The sequence below is a fragment of the Streptomyces sp. NPDC101118 genome (assembly GCF_044759445.1).
Lineage (GTDB): Bacteria > Actinomycetota > Actinomycetes > Streptomycetales > Streptomycetaceae > Streptomyces.
The window spans coordinates 465652-481334 of the sequence record NZ_JBIVZG010000002.1; the positions used below are offsets into that span (position 1 = coordinate 465652).

At 76.6% G+C, this 15683-nt stretch carries 12 protein-coding genes; 5 read left to right on the top strand and 7 right to left on the bottom strand.

Annotation, left to right across the window (positions count from 1 at the left end; genetic code table 11):
• Positions 1-635 precede the first annotated feature (635 nt).
• Positions 636-2795 carry an ATP-binding protein gene (locus tag ACIQUQ_RS05045; protein ID WP_403971419.1) on the bottom strand — a complete coding sequence of 720 codons (2160 nt, stop codon included), beginning with the start codon at positions 2793-2795 and terminating at the stop codon, positions 636-638.
• Positions 2796-3725: 930 nt separating this feature from the next.
• Between ACIQUQ_RS05045 and ACIQUQ_RS05050 the strand changes: the two genes are divergently transcribed.
• Positions 3726-6032 (top strand): hypothetical protein, encoded by a 2307-nt coding sequence (locus ACIQUQ_RS05050; RefSeq protein ID WP_403971421.1) that lies wholly within the window; start codon positions 3726-3728, stop codon positions 6030-6032.
• On the opposite strand, the gene ACIQUQ_RS05055 is transcribed toward ACIQUQ_RS05050, so the two are convergent.
• Positions 5971-6399 carry a MarR family winged helix-turn-helix transcriptional regulator gene (locus tag ACIQUQ_RS05055; protein ID WP_403971423.1) on the bottom strand — a complete coding sequence of 143 codons (429 nt, stop codon included), beginning with the start codon at positions 6397-6399 and terminating at the stop codon, positions 5971-5973. The genes ACIQUQ_RS05050 and ACIQUQ_RS05055 overlap by 62 nt on opposite strands.
• A 140-nt stretch (positions 6400-6539) precedes the next feature.
• Here ACIQUQ_RS05055 and ACIQUQ_RS05060 point away from each other — a divergent pair, with 140 nt between their 5' ends.
• Together ACIQUQ_RS05060 and ACIQUQ_RS05065 are read left to right on the top strand one after the other, a co-directional pair.
• The gene (locus ACIQUQ_RS05060; protein ID WP_403971425.1) at positions 6540-7418 is read left to right on the top strand and encodes an MBL fold metallo-hydrolase; all 879 of its coding nucleotides are present in this window, start codon (positions 6540-6542) and stop codon (positions 7416-7418) included.
• Between the two features lie 33 nt (positions 7419-7451).
• The gene (locus tag ACIQUQ_RS05065; protein WP_403971427.1) at positions 7452-7598 is read left to right on the top strand and encodes a hypothetical protein; all 147 of its coding nucleotides are present in this window, start codon (positions 7452-7454) and stop codon (positions 7596-7598) included.
• Here the strand turns inward: ACIQUQ_RS05065 and ACIQUQ_RS05070 are convergent.
• Positions 7595-8350: a PIG-L family deacetylase gene (locus ACIQUQ_RS05070; RefSeq protein ID WP_403971429.1), complete on the bottom strand. Its 756-nt coding sequence runs from the start codon at positions 8348-8350 to the stop codon at positions 7595-7597. The two genes, ACIQUQ_RS05065 and ACIQUQ_RS05070, sit on opposite strands and share 4 nt — an antisense overlap.
• A gap of 62 nt (positions 8351-8412) precedes the next feature.
• Positions 8413-8874 (bottom strand): VOC family protein, encoded by a 462-nt coding sequence (locus ACIQUQ_RS05075; RefSeq protein ID WP_403971431.1) that lies wholly within the window; start codon positions 8872-8874, stop codon positions 8413-8415.
• A 234-nt stretch (positions 8875-9108) separates the two neighbouring features.
• Here ACIQUQ_RS05075 and ACIQUQ_RS05080 point away from each other — a divergent pair, with 234 nt between their 5' ends.
• Positions 9109-9876, top strand: a complete 768-nt coding sequence (locus ACIQUQ_RS05080) for a class E sortase (protein ID WP_403971433.1) — start codon at positions 9109-9111, stop codon at positions 9874-9876.
• 182 nt (positions 9877-10058) lie between these two features.
• Here ACIQUQ_RS05080 and ACIQUQ_RS05085 read toward each other — a convergent pair whose 3' ends face one another.
• From ACIQUQ_RS05085 to ACIQUQ_RS05095, 3 genes are all read right to left on the bottom strand, one after another.
• On the bottom strand, positions 10059-10910 hold the full coding sequence (locus ACIQUQ_RS05085; protein ID WP_403971435.1) for a class I SAM-dependent methyltransferase: 852 nt from the start codon (positions 10908-10910) through the stop codon (positions 10059-10061).
• A gap of 172 nt (positions 10911-11082) precedes the next feature.
• Entirely contained in the window at positions 11083-12318 is a 1236-nt protein-coding gene (locus ACIQUQ_RS05090; RefSeq protein WP_403971437.1) for a hypothetical protein, read from the bottom strand.
• Between the two features lie 9 nt (positions 12319-12327).
• Complete coding sequence (locus ACIQUQ_RS05095; protein ID WP_403971439.1) at positions 12328-13146, bottom strand: arylamine N-acetyltransferase; 819 nt, start codon at positions 13144-13146, stop codon at positions 12328-12330.
• A 216-nt stretch (positions 13147-13362) separates the two neighbouring features.
• Here ACIQUQ_RS05095 and ACIQUQ_RS05100 point away from each other — a divergent pair, with 216 nt between their 5' ends.
• Positions 13363-15567 (top strand): SGNH/GDSL hydrolase family protein, encoded by a 2205-nt coding sequence (locus ACIQUQ_RS05100; RefSeq protein WP_403971441.1) that lies wholly within the window; start codon positions 13363-13365, stop codon positions 15565-15567.
• The last annotated feature ends 116 nt before the right edge of the window (positions 15568-15683 follow it).

Below are 15683 nucleotides of genomic sequence, written 5' to 3' on the forward strand. Positions count from 1 at the left end.
TGTCGCCGGCCTGACCGCCGCCCATTGCGACGGCCGCGGCCTGGAATACGCCGGGGCGCGGGCCCCCGGTGCCCGCTCGGCGGCGGCAACCCGCGCCGCGGCGGCACCTCGCGATGCTTGCCGAGGTACCCCGCTGCCACCGGGCGGCCCGCCGCCTGCTCGCCGGCGCGGACGCCCGTCCGCGCGGTCGTGCGCGGGACCGACCGGGTACGGGTGACCACCGGGGACGGGGAGAGCGCGGAGCACGCCGTCGTCGTGATCGCCGCCCGCCCCGACCGGGCGCTGCGGCTGCCCGCCGACGCCACGCCGGTCGAACGCCGGGTCCTCGGGGCCTTCACTTACACGCGGAACCACCGTGCTGCACCGCGACACCCCGCTCCTGCCGCGCTCCGCACACGCCCGCGCCTCCTGGAACCACCGGCTGCCCTCCTGCACGGCGCGGCCCGGCTCCGTACCGGTCAGCCACGACAGCCCGTGGTTCGTCGACCTCGACGACCTGCCGCGCCCGCCCCTCCGCCCCCCGCGGCCTCGCCCGCTTCGACCCGCGCGACCACTTCGCCGGCACCGCGCCCACCCTCCGCGCCGGCCCCGACGCCTGCCTCGCCGCCCGCCCCGACCGGCGGGACGGCGGCCCGTCAGACGGGTTCCGCGAGGATCCGGCGGAGGGCCGCGCCGGGGTCCTCGTACGCACCGGCCACGAACGCCCGGTCGTACGCCCCGTCCCCGATCGCCGCGCGGGCGCTCCGCTCCGCCCGGTCCCGTACCGCCGACAACTCGGGGGTGCCGCGCTGCGGGTGGCCGACCGTACGCCAGCACGCGAAGGCCGCCCCGTACACGTCCGCCGACTCCGCGGCCCGGTCCTGCGCGGCGAGGCTCGCCGACAGCAGGTCCAGGCCCAGGGCCACCCCGAACGCATCGCCGATCGCGTGCTTGCCCGCCACCATCCGGCGCGCGCAGACCTCCGCCTCGGCCGGGCTCCCGGTCAGCAGCGCGCCCAGCGCCAGCTGGTGGTCCAGGTACGAACGGGTCCACACCTCCCCGCGCCGCACGCACTCGTCCCGCAGGTCGGCGGCGGCCTCCCGGGCCTCCGCGAGCCGTCCCTCGCCGGTCAGCGCGAACACGCCCACCAGCAGGCAGCGGGCCCGCCGGGCCGGCGTGCCGCGCAGCTCCGCCAGGGCCCGGGCCGCGCAGGCACCGGCGTCGGCGGCCCGCCCCCGCAGCAGCAGGACCACCCCCTGGAGGTAGGCGGCGTCGAGCAGGCGGTCGTCGTCCCGCAGCAGTTCCGCGTACGCGCGGCTCGCGAGCGCCAGCTCCGCCGCGGCCGGGTGGTCGCCCTGGAGCGCCCGTACCAGTCCCAGCGCCCAGAGCGCCCGGGCGTGGGCGTCCGGGGCGGCGTACGCGTGCAGCGGCACGTCCCGGTCCGGCGCGCCCCTGTCCGGCGCGTCCCGGTCCGGCGCGTCCCCGTCCGGCGTGTCCCGGTCCGGCGCGTCCCCGTCCGGCCCGGTGCCGCCGGTTTCCGTGAACCGCGCCAGGTAGTGCCCGGCCTCGTGGAGGCGGCCGCCGCAGGCCCAGAAGAAGCCGACGAGCGCGGCCAGTTCGAGGGCCCCGGCGGGGTCGGCGTACCCGAGGTGGTCGAGGGCTGCGCACACGTCCGGGTACGCCTCTCCCAGGTCCCGGTACGCACCCCGCTGGTCCGGCCCGAACCAGGCCCGGTCCGCTTCCCGGGCCAGCGAGAGGAAGTACCGGGCGTGCCGGTCGGCCACCCGGTCCCGCTCCCCGAGCCCGGCCAGCCACATGTCGCCGTACTCCCGTACGGTGTCCAGCATCCGGTAGCGGCCGCCGGGCGTCAGCGACACGACGGACTTCCGGCACAGCCCCGCCAGGGCGGCGTCGAGAGCGGGCGCGTCGAGCGGACCGCCGCAGCAGACCGCGCGCAGCACTGCCAGGCCGGTCTCCGCCCGGAACACCGACATCCGGGCCCACAGCAGCCGCTCCGCAGGCGTGCACAGCTCGTGGCTCCAGCCGATGGTGGTCCGCAGCGCGCGCAGGCGCCCGGGCCGCGCGGCATCGGCCGCCCCGCGGTCGTCGTCCCCTCCCTCGTCCAGAACCTCGTGGAGCCCTTCGCCGAGCAGTGCGGCCAGCGCAGCCGGCGGACGCTCGCGCAGCTGCGCCGCGGCCAGCTCCAGGGCGAGCGGCATGCCTTGGAGCCTTCGGCACAGCCCGGCCGCGGCGGCGAGGTCGGCGGGCCGGGTCAGCGGAGCACCGGCGGCGGCCGCGCGGTCGAGGAAGAGGGTGAGCCCGTCGGTGGCGGCCGGCAGCGGCCCCAGCTCGTGGACCTGCTCGCCGGGCACCCCGAGCGGCTCGCGGCTGGTGGCCAGCACGGTCAGCGCCGGGCAGCGGGCCAGCAGTTCGCCGACCAGGGCGGCGCATTCGGCGACCAGGTGCTCGCAGGAGTCCAGGACCAGCAGCACCCGCCGCCGTCCGATCCACTCCGCCAGCGCCGCGACGGGCACCCGCGGCGAGTGGTCGGCCAGCCCGGCGGCTTCGGCCACGACGGCCCCGAGCAGCCGGCCACCGCGCAGCGTCCACAGCGGCGCCCAGCACACGTCCACCCCCTCCCCCTCCGGTTCACTCGAAAGGAGGGCGGCGAGGCGGGCGGCGAGCCGTGACTTGCCCACTCCGCCGGGGCCGGTGACGGTGACAGGCCCGGGCCGCCGGAGCCACGGCCGCAACCGCGCCACCTCGGCATCTCGGCCCACGAAGGCGGTGTCCTGTGACGGAATGGGGGTGCGCACGCGGCGATTGTCCCGCCGCGGCCCGTCGGCTCCGCGCCACCCCGGTCCCCGCATCGGCCACCCCCGGGCCGCGATTTCCCCCACCGGCGTCGAGCTGGTGATCGGCCCGGACTTCGCTCTCGGGCAGCAGGCCTCCGGGCTGGGCAGGGCCCGGTGCGGTCGCCGTCACCGACGACGACCCGGAGGGCCGGCAGGAGTCGAGGAGCACCTGCACGACACCAGCCGCAGGGCGGAACGACCGGTGCCGGGCACCTGCCCCGCCCCAGTCTCCGCTCAGGTCGGCAAGGTCGCCCGGATTGCCCCGGTCGGCCGCGTGGCCTGCGGAGCCCGAGGGCCGTGGGCGGATGCGCGTCGGACGACGGCGGAGCTCCAAGGGGCGGCGGTCTCGCCCCGGACCGGCCGACTCCCGCGCCCCGGAGAGCACATCCGGACATGGCGCCATCCGCAGCGCACGCGAGAAGCAGCGCGGGACGTACCCGTCCCGGGGCCGCGCGCCCGGCGAATGACGGCAGTCGCCCCGCGCCCGCACCGGCAGCTCGACGCGCCAGGGCCCGTTTCCTCCGCGGGACACACCTGTACCGCGGCCGCGCGCCCGGCGAATGACGGCCGTCACCCTGCGCCCGCACCGGCAGCTCGACGCGCCAGGGCCCGTTTCCTCCGCGGGACGTACCAGTACCGCGGCCCCGCGCCTCGCGAACGACGGCCTTCGCCCCGAGCCCGCGCCCGCACCGCCACGTGCCAGGGCTGCTCTCTCCCTGGTGCGTCACCGTGCCGCGACCCCGCGACCCCGCGACCCCGCGACCCCGCGCCTGGCGAACGGCGGCCGTCGCCCGTCGCCCGTCGCCCCGCGTCCGCGCCCCACCCACACGTGCCAGGGCCCGTTCACAGGTTTGGGGGTGACCGCGGCGTGCGGCGCCGCGTTGGTCGGGCATGCAGTCGTCACGCCGCCGGAACACCGCGATAGCCCCTGCGCGACCCGCGCGCGCCGCGCGCCCCGCCCGGCACGAGGCGGAGGCCGCGCTCGTCGGGCAGTACCCCCGCCTGGTCCGCCTCGCCCACCTGATCCTGCCGCCCGCCCTCGGCCGCCACCGGCGCGTGGTGACCGCCCACGGCCTGGTGCAGCGGGCCCTCGCCGGTACGCGGACCGGCCGTCAGGACCCCGGGTCACCCCCGTACCCCGCCGGGCTGCCCGGAGTGCCCCGGCACCCGGGACAGCCCGGGCTGCCCGAGCCCCGCCCGGCCGCCGACGACAGCACCGTGCCCGAGGGCCCGGCGCCCGTGCCCGAGGACCCGGCGTACGCATGGCTGCGCGCCCGCGTCGTACGCTCCGCCCTGCGGTACGGCCGCCGCCTGCCCCGCACGCCCCTGCCCGCGGTCGTCGGCCTCCGCCTCTTCCCCCGCTCCGGCGGTGCCGCCGAACTGGGCCTGGACCGCGCCCTGTCGGAGGTCGACGCGCCGGTGCGCGCCGCGCTAGGCCTGCACCTCCTGGAGGGCCTCGACGAGCCGGCCGCCACACGGCTGCTCGCCGCGGCCGGCGTGACCGACCCCGGGGCCGCCGTCCGCACGGCTGTCCGGCTCACCGCCGGAGCCGGCCACTCCGCGACCGAACCCCGGCCCCCGGCCGGCACCGCGGGGCCTCCCATCGCCGAATCGCTTCTGCTCAGCAGCGAGTTCGACCCCTGCACGGTCCACCTCCGCCCCACCGACCTGCTCCGGCGCCGGCGTCGCATCCGTTGGGCGGTCGCCGTCACGGCGGCGCTGGCCGCCGCCGGGGGAGTCCTCCTGCCGCAGGCCGGGCAGCTCACGGCGGACCGGCCCGCCGTGGCCCGCGCCACGGTGGACGCCGCGCTCGACCCGGCGGCCCTGCGCCGTACCGCACCCGGCGTGTGGGCCGACACCTCCAGGGTCGACTTCACCGCCTGGCCCGCCCGGGGCACCCGCACCGCCGACACCCCGCTGCTCGGCCGCGCCCTGCGCGCCTGGGGCGCGTACGGACGCCCGGCCCTCCTTACCGGAGCCGCTCCCGACACGGCCACCGGCGCCCCCACCGCACCCCCGCGCCTGCTGTACGCGGGCCAGGTCGGCCGGAGCCTGGTCGTGCTGCTCCACGACGGGGAGCGGCTGGCCCGCTACACCGAACCCCTCGACGCGTCCGGCGCCCCCGAGCTGCAACTGGCCCGGGCCGACGGCGCCGACGTCACCACCGCGGCGGCGGTCGTCCTCGCGCGCACTCCCTCCGGGACCCGCTACCTGCTCGCCCCCTGGATCGCCGCGAGCGAGATCCGGGACCTGCTGGCCCCCGGCACCCCGGCCCGCCCGCTGCCGGCGGCCCCGGACGGCGTGACGGCACCGGACGGTGTGACGGCCCCGGACGGTGTGACGGCCCCGGCCCTCACCCCCGAGGGGGGAACCGGAGCCGCATCACGAGCCGCCGCCGCCCCGCCGGCCGTCCCCGGCTGCACCCGCCACCCGGCACTCCAACTCCGCTCCTCCACCCGCATCGTCGAGAAGCACGGTTTCCTCGTCGCCGACCTCGGCGGTCTGCTGCCCGCCCACCTCACCTGGACCCCGCCGCCCGGCGCCGGAGCCCCCGCCCGGCAGCCCCGCGAGGCCACCGGGCGGGCCGCGCTCGACTCCTGGGCCCGGTCGGCCTGCGGGCTCGCCGGTCTGCGCGAGGCGGGCGTACGTGCGGTCAACCGCTGGGACTTCGCCGGCCAGGACCTGCCCGGAGCGGGCGGCCGCGCCTCGTGGGTGTGCCTGCGGGCGGACACCTGGGAGGGCACGGGACGGGTGTCGGTGACCCTGGAGGTCCCGGGGCGGCGGGCCGCAGACGTCAGAACCCACCCCGTCCGCCAGGTCCACGGCACGGCCGCCTGCAGCAGGTTCGGCCAGGACATGCTCGCGGGCGCCGTCTGGACGGCGCCTTCGGGTGTCCGCTGGTTCCTCGCGGCCGGCAGCCGGCGCGTCCGCTCGGTCGAGGCCGCGGGCCCGGTCACCGCCAGGGCGCCGGGCCGCTTCCTGGCCGTACGGCTCCCCGCCGCCCGCACCACGGAGGCCGACGGCGGCGTACGCCTCTCCGGAACCCTCGACCCCGGTTCACGCCTGGACGGCTGGACAGCCGGTACGCGGACCTCGTCGGCCGCCACCCGGACGCGAGCGGAAGCCGCCGGCCCCCTCAGGGACGGACGATCGCCCGCTCCAGCAGCCCGTGCAGCGCCTTCTTCTCCTCCTCGCTGAGCCCGGCCAGCGGCGAGTCCACGGCGAGCAGCCCGGTCAGCCGCTCGCGCAACGCGGCGCCCTCCGGGGTCAGGACGAGGTGCTTGGCGCGCCGGTCGGTGGGGTGCGGGCGGCGCTCGACCAGGCCCTGCTTCTCCAGCCGGTCGATGACGAAGGTGGTGTTGGAGGGCTCGCAGCTCATGCGCTCCGCGAGCTCCCGCATGGTCATGGGCCCGCTCATCTCCCGGAGGGCGGTTGCCTGCGGCGCCGTGAGCCCCAGGCGGCCGGCACGCTCGCGCACGTGCTCGGAGATCTGCTGGGCCAGCCCGTTCACCAGGCCGCACAGCTGGCGCTCGGCGATGGCCTGCGGCTCGGGGGGCGTCGTCATGGCGCCACCCTACCAACTTCCTCAAGGCAGAATATTTACAGCTTGAATGATTCGAGCTTGATCCTTATGGTGGTGATCACTGCGGGGTGGAAATCCCCGCTCTCCTGACGCACCCTCACGAGGACTGCTCCATGCCCAACATGACGACCACTCACGACGAGCGACTGCGCCGCCCGTCCGGGATCCGCTCCCTCCGGCTCGGCGGGACGAAGGTCTCGTACGTGCCGGACGGCGCCGTACGGCTCAGGCCCACCGCCGTACTCCCGGACACCACCGACCGGACCTGGGCCGACCACCCGGAATACCTGGACGCCACCGGCCACCTCGCCGGCAGCGTCGGCGCCCTGCTCGTGGAAAACGGCGACCGCGCGCTGCTGATCGATTCCGGCTTCGGCCCCCGCTCGTACCGTCCCGGCCCGGACGGCCCGATCGAGGAGATCCACGGCGGCGCGCTCCTCGACGGCCTCGCCGAACTCGGCCGTGCCCCGGAGGACATCGAGGCCATCGCCTTCACCCACCTCCACGCCGACCACCTCGGCTGGGCGTGCCTCCCGGTGCCGGGCACCGGCCGCCTCGCGTTCGGCCACGCCCGCCACCTGCTCTCGGAGCAGGAATGGGACTCACGTGACGAACTGGCCGCCCAGGGCCTGGCCGACGAGGTCGCGGCCCTCGCGCCCCGCGTGCACACCGTCGCGGACGGCCAGGAGATCTTCCCCGGCGTCCACGCGAGGATCGTCCCGGGCCACACCGCCGGCCACGCCGAGTACGTCATCACCGGGGGAGGCCGGCGCCTGATCGCCTTCGGCGACGCGGCCCACTCGCCGCTCCAGATCGACCACCCGGAATGGTCCTCGGCCTTCGACCACGACCCGGCCCGCACCGCAGCCCACCGCCGCCGCCTCGTGACCGAACTGGCGGAACCCGGCACCCTCGGCTTCGGCGTCCACTTCGCCGACGTGGTCTTCGGCCACGCCAACCCCTCCGACGGGCGCCCCACATGGCGCCCCGCCACCGCCTGACGGGGGCCGGGCGCGGTCTGCGAGGCTGTGCGGGTGACCGAGACGACGCCCTACGACGCCGACCGCGCCCGATTCACCCGCCACGCCCTGGCCCGGCTGGTCCTGTGCGACCACGCCGCGGACCTGGCAGACGCAGCCGGGGTCACCGACGCCGCGCCCCCGCCGACCGGTTCCGTCTAGTCGGCAACGGCGCTTCCCCGAGGCCCGCCCCGCTCGGCGTGCCTGGTGAACCACTCGGTGCCCAGCAGCCCTTCGCGGGCCGGGGCCGGCAGGCCGGACAGGAGGGCCGGGAGCGAGCGGGCCCGGCGGGCCTCGGAGCGGTGCGCCAGGATGGCCGCCCACTTCCGGCCGGCCCAGGGCCGCACGTCGACCGCCGTGGTGACGTGGGCGTCCGGGACGGTGTGCAGCCGCTTGCCGACGCCGGCCAGCAGGTCCGCCAGTGCCGCCGACGCGGATTCCGGGTGCGTGGCGAGGTACACCGCGCGGGGTCGCCACGGCGGCCCCGCTTCCGGGTACGAGCCACCCGACCCGGCGGCCTGCGCAGCGAGCACGGTCACCCGGTGCGTGCGGACGTGATCGGGGTGCCCCGAGGACCCGTGTGCGTCGTGCGTGACCACGACCTCCGGGCGGAACTCCCGGATGTGGGCCACGAGGCTCCCGACCGCCACGCCGAGCGGCACGTCGAGGAGGCGGGGGCCCGGGGAGGACTCCGGTACGCGGGCGTCGGCGAAGCCGAGCAGCCGGGGCGTACCCGCGCCGAGGAGCCGCAGGGCCCCGGCGAGCTCGGCGGCCCGGTGCGTGCCGGTCGCCCACGTGGCGGTGACCACGGCCGTGCGGGCTCCGTCGGCGGCGTGCCGTGCGAGCAGGCCGCCGGCGGCCAGGGTCTCGTCGTCGGGGTGCGCGAACACCCCGAGCAGGCTGGGCAGGCCCACCCTTCCCTCCCTCCGTCGGCTGCGCACGGCTCCCCTACCCCGCCGAAGGCGGCCGCGACCCGTCAGTCCAGGCAGAACTCGTTGCCCTCCGGGTCCGCCATCACGATGAAGCCGGTGCTCAGCGGGGGTTCCGGTTCGAAGCGGCGCAGCCGTGTGGCGCCCAGGGACACCAGACGGTCGCACTCGCCCTCCAGCGCGGTCATCCGGTCGTCCCCCTGGAGTCCGGGCGCGGCCCGGACGTCGAGGTGGACCCGGTTCTTGGCCGTCTTGCCCTCCGGCACCTGCTGGAAGAACACCCGCGGCCCGTCCCCGTCCGGGTCCTCGATGGCCGACCGGCTGTTCCGCTGGTCCTCCGGTACGCCGACCCGCGCGAGGAACACGTCCCACGCGGCCAGCGGATCCCCGCCAGGAACCGGATCCACGCCGGGCGGCCACGGGTGGGTGTACCCCAGGGCCTCGCACCAGAAGATCGACAGCGCCCGCGGGTCGTGGGCGTCGAAGGTGACCTGGAAGCTGCGGCTCATCGGTGTGCTCCGTTCCTGACCTCTCCTGCGGGCGGACCGCGCCGCCCCCGCCCCCACCCTCACACCCCGCGTGCCCGCCGAGCTCCCGCCCCGCCGAGGAGACCGGCGCCCGGATCTCACAGGCGGAAAGTCTGTTCGAGAAACATTTGGTCGGTTACCGTCGTTTGCCCCCATAGATGCCGCAGTCGCCCGCCCCGCCGTGGTGCGCTCACCCGGCCGACGCCCCGGAACGCCATGCAGAGTCCTCGCACCATCCCCGCCGTTCTCATAGCCTCCGCCGCGCTGGCGGCCCTGGTCGGCTGCTCCACCGGCGCCGACGCCGCCGTGCCGGCAGGCGGCACACCCGCCGCGGCTCCGGCCCGGTCCGCCGCCTCCGCCCACCTCGTCACCGCTCCCACGGCGACCCCGTCGTCGGCCGCGGCCACGGCCCCGGCCGCCTCCGCCGCTTCCCCGGAGCCCGCCGCCGCACCCGCCGCCGACGACGACGCCCGCACCCGCCCCGCGGTCCTGGCCATACCCGAGATAGGCCTGGCAGGCCTGCGCGTCCTCCCGTACGAGGGCACCACGGACGACTGGCCCGGCACCCGCATCCAGAACCAGGGCCTGGGCGCCAGCCCGTACGGGCCCCGGGGCGGTGTCGCGCCCGGCGAGGTCGGGAACTACCTGGTCACCGCCCACCGGCTCTCCGCAGGCGGCCCGCTGCGCGACCTCCCGGCCCTGGACCCCGGCGACTCCGTCTTCGTGACCACGGGCGGCGTGGTGCACGAGTACCGGATCACCGATACCCGCAAGACGTCCTTCCGGTCGGCCGCCTCCCTGGCCGAGCAGCGCGCGGCGGTCCCGGGCGAGCCGGGCGCGGAACCCGTCAAGCCCATGATCACGATCTCCACCTGCGCCACCCCGGAGGACAACGCCGAGGGCAACTACTGGCGTGACGACCGGGGCAACCCCGAGCACCGCATCGACAAGATCGGCGTGCTGGTCTCCTCCAGGCCCCAGTGAGGGGGCCCGCCGTGCGGTGACCCCGACAGCTGCACCCCCGCACGCCAACGGCTGCACCCCCGCACGCCAACGGCAGCGGACCCGCAGGCCGACGGCACCAGGCCCGCACGCCGACGGCAGCAGGCCCGCACCCCAACGACGGCCGGGCCCACACGCACGGCGGCGGGCCCGGGGCGTCCGTCCTACCCGCCCGCCCGTTCCGCCGTGACCAGCAGGTACTCCCACTCCATGGCGCCGTCGGCGAGGTACCGCCCGGCCAGCTCCGCCAGGGCCGTGTCCAGGGCCGCGACCCGCTCGGGGTCGTCGCCCACGGCCCGGTACGTCGCGATCGTCGGCCCGTAACAGGTCTTGAAGAACTCGCGGAAGTCCTCCGGCCGGGCGAACCGGTCGACCCGGACCGCCCGCCGCCGCGCTTCGAGGCCCGACACCCGGTCACCGAACAGCTCCCGTACGTGCTCCTCGGAGCCCCACAGCGGCGGCGGCGACGCACCGGGCGGCGGCGGGGGCGCGTACGGGCGCATCGTCGCGAACATCTGCCCGATGAAGCCCTCCGGGGTCCAGTTGACCAGCCCGATCGTGCCGCCCGGCCGGACGACCCTGACCAGCTCGTCGGCCGTCCGCTGATGGTGCGGCGCGAACATCACGCCGACGCAGGACATCACCGTGTCGAACGAGCCGTCCGCGAACGGCAGCGCCTCGGCGTCCGCCTCGCGCCACTCCAGCTGCGCACCGTGCTCCGCCGCGAACCGGCGCCCGGCCTCCAGCAGCTCGGGCGTCAGGTCGGAGGCGACCACGTCGGCACCGAGGAGTGCGGCCGGGACGGCCGCGTTCCCGGAACCGGCCGCCACGTCCAGCACCCGGTCACCCGCCCGTACCCCGCAGGCCTCCACCAGCGCGGGGCCGAGCGCCGCGATGACGTCCGTGGCCACGGCCGGGTAGTCGCCCAGCGCCCACATCGCCCGGTGCTTCGCCTTGAGGGCCTGGTCGGCGGGGTCGGCCGGGCCGGCCCGGGCCGCGTCGTTCGCCTCACTCATGCCGGATTCCTCCGTATCCACACGGTCACGGTCGGTACCCGAGCCTAGGGCTCCCCGACCGGCCCCGCGCGGCGAGACCGTGCGGCAGAGCCCCCAGTCCCGCGGCTCTGCCCCGGGCCACGTCCCCGCCCCCGGACTCCGGCCCCGTCCCGGGCCACGTCCCCCGCCGGCCTCAGTCCTGCCAGTAGAACAGCAGGTCCCGGACGGAGAGCGGGTTCCGGTGGCCGAAGAAGTAGACGCCCAGCCCCGTGACCACGAGGTCCCCGACGGCATCGTCGATCCACCGGAACCCGGCCGCCTCCAGCGCCCCGCGGACGGCAGGGTCCTCCCCGTGGCCCGCCGCGAACCGCCCGAGGTCGCTGATGTGCACCTCCGGCAAGTCGCCCCGCGGGCCGGCCGGCTCGTCCCCGTACCCGATCACGTGGTACGTGCCGCCACCCTGCCGGTGTGCCTCGCCGCACGACAGCGGCGGCCGCGGGCGCAGCCCCGCCGCCCCCAGCGCCGCCGTGGCGCGGCGCAGCTGCGCCGCCACGTCCACCGGAGCCGGCGGCTCGGCGCACAGCGTCTCGATCCGCCACCGCGGGTCGCTCGCCGCCTCGCACTCCGCCCCGTACTCGTGCAGGACCGCGGCCCGCAGCTCCTCGTCCATGCCGGGTACGTCGACCCGGGGGCGCCCCAGCTCCTCGTACAGCTCCCTGGTCCGCGCCGCGTCCCCGGTCAGCCGGTGCAGCGCGTACGCCGCCCAGAGCGCCGCCGACGTGCCCGGACCCTCCGTCAGGAACCGCCGCAGCCGGTCGGGGTCGGTCAGCAGCGACTGGGCCAGGTACGCCACCGCCGGGTCGGGGTCGGCCAGCGCCGGGGTCACGTCGCCGCCCACGCGGTCGAGCATCCGCACCGCGTACGCCCGGTCCTCGGGCCGGCCCCCGTCGAGCAGCTCCCGCACCGCCGGCGCGCCGTACCGGCCGGCCAGCACGTCGAGCCCGGCCTCGCCGGTCAGCCGTCGCCGGTGCCACGGGCTGAACGCCAGCGTGGCCAGCTCGGGGACCGCCGTCAGGTCACCGAGCGCAGCCCGCGCCTCCAGCACCGCCTCGGGCATCCCGTACGCGCTCTCGTCCCGCCGCGCAGGATCCCGCAGCCAGGGCAGCAACTCCGGCCGCCCGGCGAGCAGTCGGAGCAGCGCGAGCCGGACCGACCCCGTGTCGCCGGCGTCGCGCACCCGGTCCAGCAGCACGGGCACCCAGCGCTCCGGCACCCGTCCCTCCAGCGCGGCGGCACACGCGTTCCGGCGCCACCACGGCTGCGCCGCGTCGGCGGCACACCGCGCGAGCGCCTCCGCGTCGAACGCCCGCAGGCCGTCGGAATCGATCCGCCCCGACTCGGGCGTCAGGCTCTTCAGCGTCACCGGCATCCGGCGATGCTACGCGGCCCCCGCCTCCCCGACGACCGCATTCGGCAGCCGCTTGAGCTCCACCCCGAACTCGGCGGCGTAGGCCGCGAGCAGCTCCGCCTCCCCGAGTTCCCGCACGTCCCGGCCGCCGTCCGGCGCGGTACGGATCAGCCGGCCGCCACTGAGGGTGGTGCGCCCGCCGTCGGGCGTGAGCCGCGAGCACATGGGGGCCCGTCGGAAGGGCGAGTCGGGCGAGGTGGCCTGCCACCAGCAGGTGGGAACGAAGTCCGCGAGCGCGTACGGCCGCGGGTCCAGGCGGTACTGAGGGCTGCCGTCCTGGACGACGTCGAGCAGGTCGCCGTACGGGGCGACGGTGAACGCCCCCGCCGGGTCGTCCTGCGGGCCGCGCCGGTCCAGGCGCAGCGGCAGCAGGCTGAAGCGGCCGAAGCCGACGTCGGCCAGCCAGGGTTCGTCCAGGTCGACGCGCAGCGCCAGGTGGTCGAAGGGCGGCCCGGGCCGCTCGCCGTCGAACACCCGGCCCGCGAGCAGCGACACCCGGAAGCCGAGGGCCTCCAGCAACGCCGCGAACAGGCCGTTGAGTTCGTAGCAGAAGCCGCCGCGCCGACCGGTGACGATCTTCTCGAAGAGGGCCTGGACCTCCAGGACGACGGGCTCGTCCAGGTGGATGCTCAGGTTCTCGAAGGGCACCGCGCCGAGATGGGCCCGTTGGAGCGCGGCCAGCGCCGCCGCGTCGGCCCGCTCGGGCCGGGCGAGCCCGATCCGGTCGAGATAGGCGTCGACCTGCCGCGCGTCGAGCGGGCGGCCGGATGCAGTCGCAGAATGATCCATCACGCCATTCCACCCCGTCAGCCGCCCCACGGCCATCCGCCCTTGGACCTAGGCCGTGTCCTTCGGACCAGGCCGTCCCCCTCGGATCAGCGGACCGCGACACGACCGGCACAGCGCGTGGGTGTTCGGCCACCTCGATCATGTCCGCGGCGGTACCGTGGCCCCGCTCCGGCCACCGCACCCGGTGTCCGGGCCCAGGGGGAGGGGCGGGGGCTCTTGTTCGGACAGACAGTCACGGCCGGGGCGACGGACGGCCGGCGCAGGCCGGTGCGGGCCCGGGGCAGGTGGCGCATCGCGGGGATCCTGGCCGCCGCCGCACTGGTGCTGGGCGCCAACCCGCCGCCGGCCGGGCCCGCCGCGCGGGCCGGAGCGCCCCCGTCGCAGGCCGTGCCCGGCTCCTGGCAGCGCCCGGTCCCGGGCGGCGCCTCCGCGCGGCTGGAGACCGACCCCAAGGGCGGCATCACCGTGCAGGACTGCGACGGGTCCGACGGCACCGCCCCTGCCACGCGCCGCTTCAGCGCGACCGGCACTGCCCTGCCGGGCGCGCCCGCGGGCGCGTTGGCCATGTGCGTCCGCACGGTCACCGGCTCCGGTCTGACGGTCGGCATCCGGCCCCGCCCGCGCACCGACAACCGGGACCCGTCGATCGTGGTGGCCTACCGCGGCGCGGACCTCGTGTGGTCCCGCCCGATCACCTCCACCTGCAACAACGCGCCCCTGGGCGTGTGGAAGCTGATGAACGGCGCCGACGGCAACGTGTACGGGACGGCGAGCGCGTACACGCCCTGCGGCCCCCAGCAAGCGGTGTTCGGGATCTCGGCCGCGACCGGCGCGCTCCTCTTCGTCAACCGCTCCGCGAGCGCGTACGAACTGGTCGGCACGCACCGGCGCGGACTGGTGGCGACCTACGGCGACGACAGCGAGGGGGTCCGGTTCCTGGACTACCGGGGCCGCGAGTACGGGCGCGTCAAGGTGGTCGGCTCCGCCAGGGAGATGGCGCAGCGGCTCGCGGTCAACCCGGACGGCTACGTCTTCGCGTACCTGACCGACCGCACCGGCACCACGACCCGTCCGGACTGCGGGGCGTACTACGCCGCCAACCGCATGGAGGTCTTCAACACCTCGGGCCGCACCGGCCGTTACACCTTCCCCTACTGCACCACGGCGAACGTCAACGACTGGTCCGCGGCGTCCTGGGGCATGCCCGTCCTCCTCAGCGGCTCCCGCACGGACGTGCCGAACCCGGACCGCGTCATGGCCTTCGACACCAAGGCCCGCAGGCTCTTCTCCCGCACGGTCCTGGTGCGCGGCGAGGACCGGGCCTACGGCGCGCTGGCCGTCCACGCCGACAGCCGCGGGCGGATCCTGCTCCCCTCCAACATGGTGTACGACGGCTACACGCGCGTGAGCCTGCACGTGGACGTGCTCAGCCACAGCACCGGCGCGCTGCTCGACTCCTTCGACAGCGGCGACCTCGACGGCGCCCTCGGCCAGCACACCAACGTGTACGGATTCGCCGACGACCGGGTGTACTTCATCAAATCGGTCTGCGCCGACCAGGCCTGCACGACGTGGCAGCGGACGCTCTTCTCCCTCGGGCACACCGGCGTCGGCATGGACGAGCCCCGGGCCACGCTTCTGAAGTCCGCCCGGGCGCTGCCCGCGCCGGTGCGGATGGCGGCGCTCGGCGACTCGTACTCCTCGGGCGAGGGCAACCCGCCCTTCGACGCCGGGTCCGGGACGTGCCACCGGACCGCGCAGGCGTGGCCGCGCCTGGTGGGGGCGGAAGACCCGGGCGTGCACCTGGTCGGGCACTTCGCCTGCTCGGGGGCGAAGGCCTCGGCGTTCACGGAGTCCTTCAAGGGCGAGTCCGCCCAGGTGACGAAGCAGTTGAAGGGCCTCTCACCGGCGCCGGGGCTGGTGACGCTGACGATCGGGGGCAACGACGTCGGCTTCTCGCGGATCCTGACGCACTGCTTCGTCTCCGACTGCGTCGCCGACCGCACCATCGCCCACGCCGAGTCGTACGTCGCCGGGCCGCTGCCGGGGCTGCTGCGCAGCTCGTACGCCCTGGTGCGGTCGACCGTCCCACGCACCTCGCGGGTGCTGGTCGTGGGCTACCCCCGGCTCTTCCCCGAGCAGCAGGAGGAGACCACACGCTGCGGCTGGCTCACCCCGGCCGAACGCACCGGCCTCAACCGCCTGGCGGCCAAGCTCGACGCCGCGAGCCGCACGGCGGCCGGCACCGCCAAGGTGTCGTACCTGTCGGTGAGCGGTGTCCTGGACGGCCATGAGCTGTGCTCCGCGAAACCGTGGGTGTACGACGTGGGCCGCAACGGGGGCGACAACCGGGGCCACCCGCTCCCGGACGGCCAGCGGGCCCTCGCGAAGGCCGTGCGCGGAGCGATCGCCGCCGGCTGACGGTCCTGGGACGGGCGCTGTCCGGGTGGTGGCCGCCCGCCGCCGGCCAACCGCACCGGGAGGGACACGCTGGCGGCCCGACCTAGGCCGTGTCCCCCGGATCAGTCCGCGTCCCC

Bases quoted from the DNA above. Each gene is read 5' to 3' on its own strand.
- ACIQUQ_RS05075 (WP_403971431.1), bottom strand. From the start codon at position 8,874: ATGAGCCGCAGCTTCCAGGTCACCTTCGACGCCCACGACCCGCGGGCG.
- ACIQUQ_RS05085 (WP_403971435.1), bottom strand. From the start codon at position 10,910: ATGAGTGAGGCGAACGACGCGGCCCGGGCCGGCCCGGCCGACCCCGCC.
- ACIQUQ_RS05095 (WP_403971439.1), bottom strand. From the start codon at position 13,146: ATGGATCATTCTGCGACTGCATCCGGCCGCCCGCTCGACGCGCGGCAG.
- ACIQUQ_RS05090 (WP_403971437.1), bottom strand. From the start codon at position 12,318: ATGCCGGTGACGCTGAAGAGCCTGACGCCCGAGTCGGGGCGGATCGAT.
- ACIQUQ_RS05055 (WP_403971423.1), bottom strand. From the start codon at position 6,399: ATGACGACGCCCCCCGAGCCGCAGGCCATCGCCGAGCGCCAGCTGTGC.
- ACIQUQ_RS05060 (WP_403971425.1), top strand. From the start codon at position 6,540: ATGACGACCACTCACGACGAGCGACTGCGCCGCCCGTCCGGGATCCGC.
- ACIQUQ_RS05050 (WP_403971421.1), top strand. From the start codon at position 3,726: ATGCAGTCGTCACGCCGCCGGAACACCGCGATAGCCCCTGCGCGACCC.
- ACIQUQ_RS05080 (WP_403971433.1), top strand. From the start codon at position 9,109: ATGCAGAGTCCTCGCACCATCCCCGCCGTTCTCATAGCCTCCGCCGCG.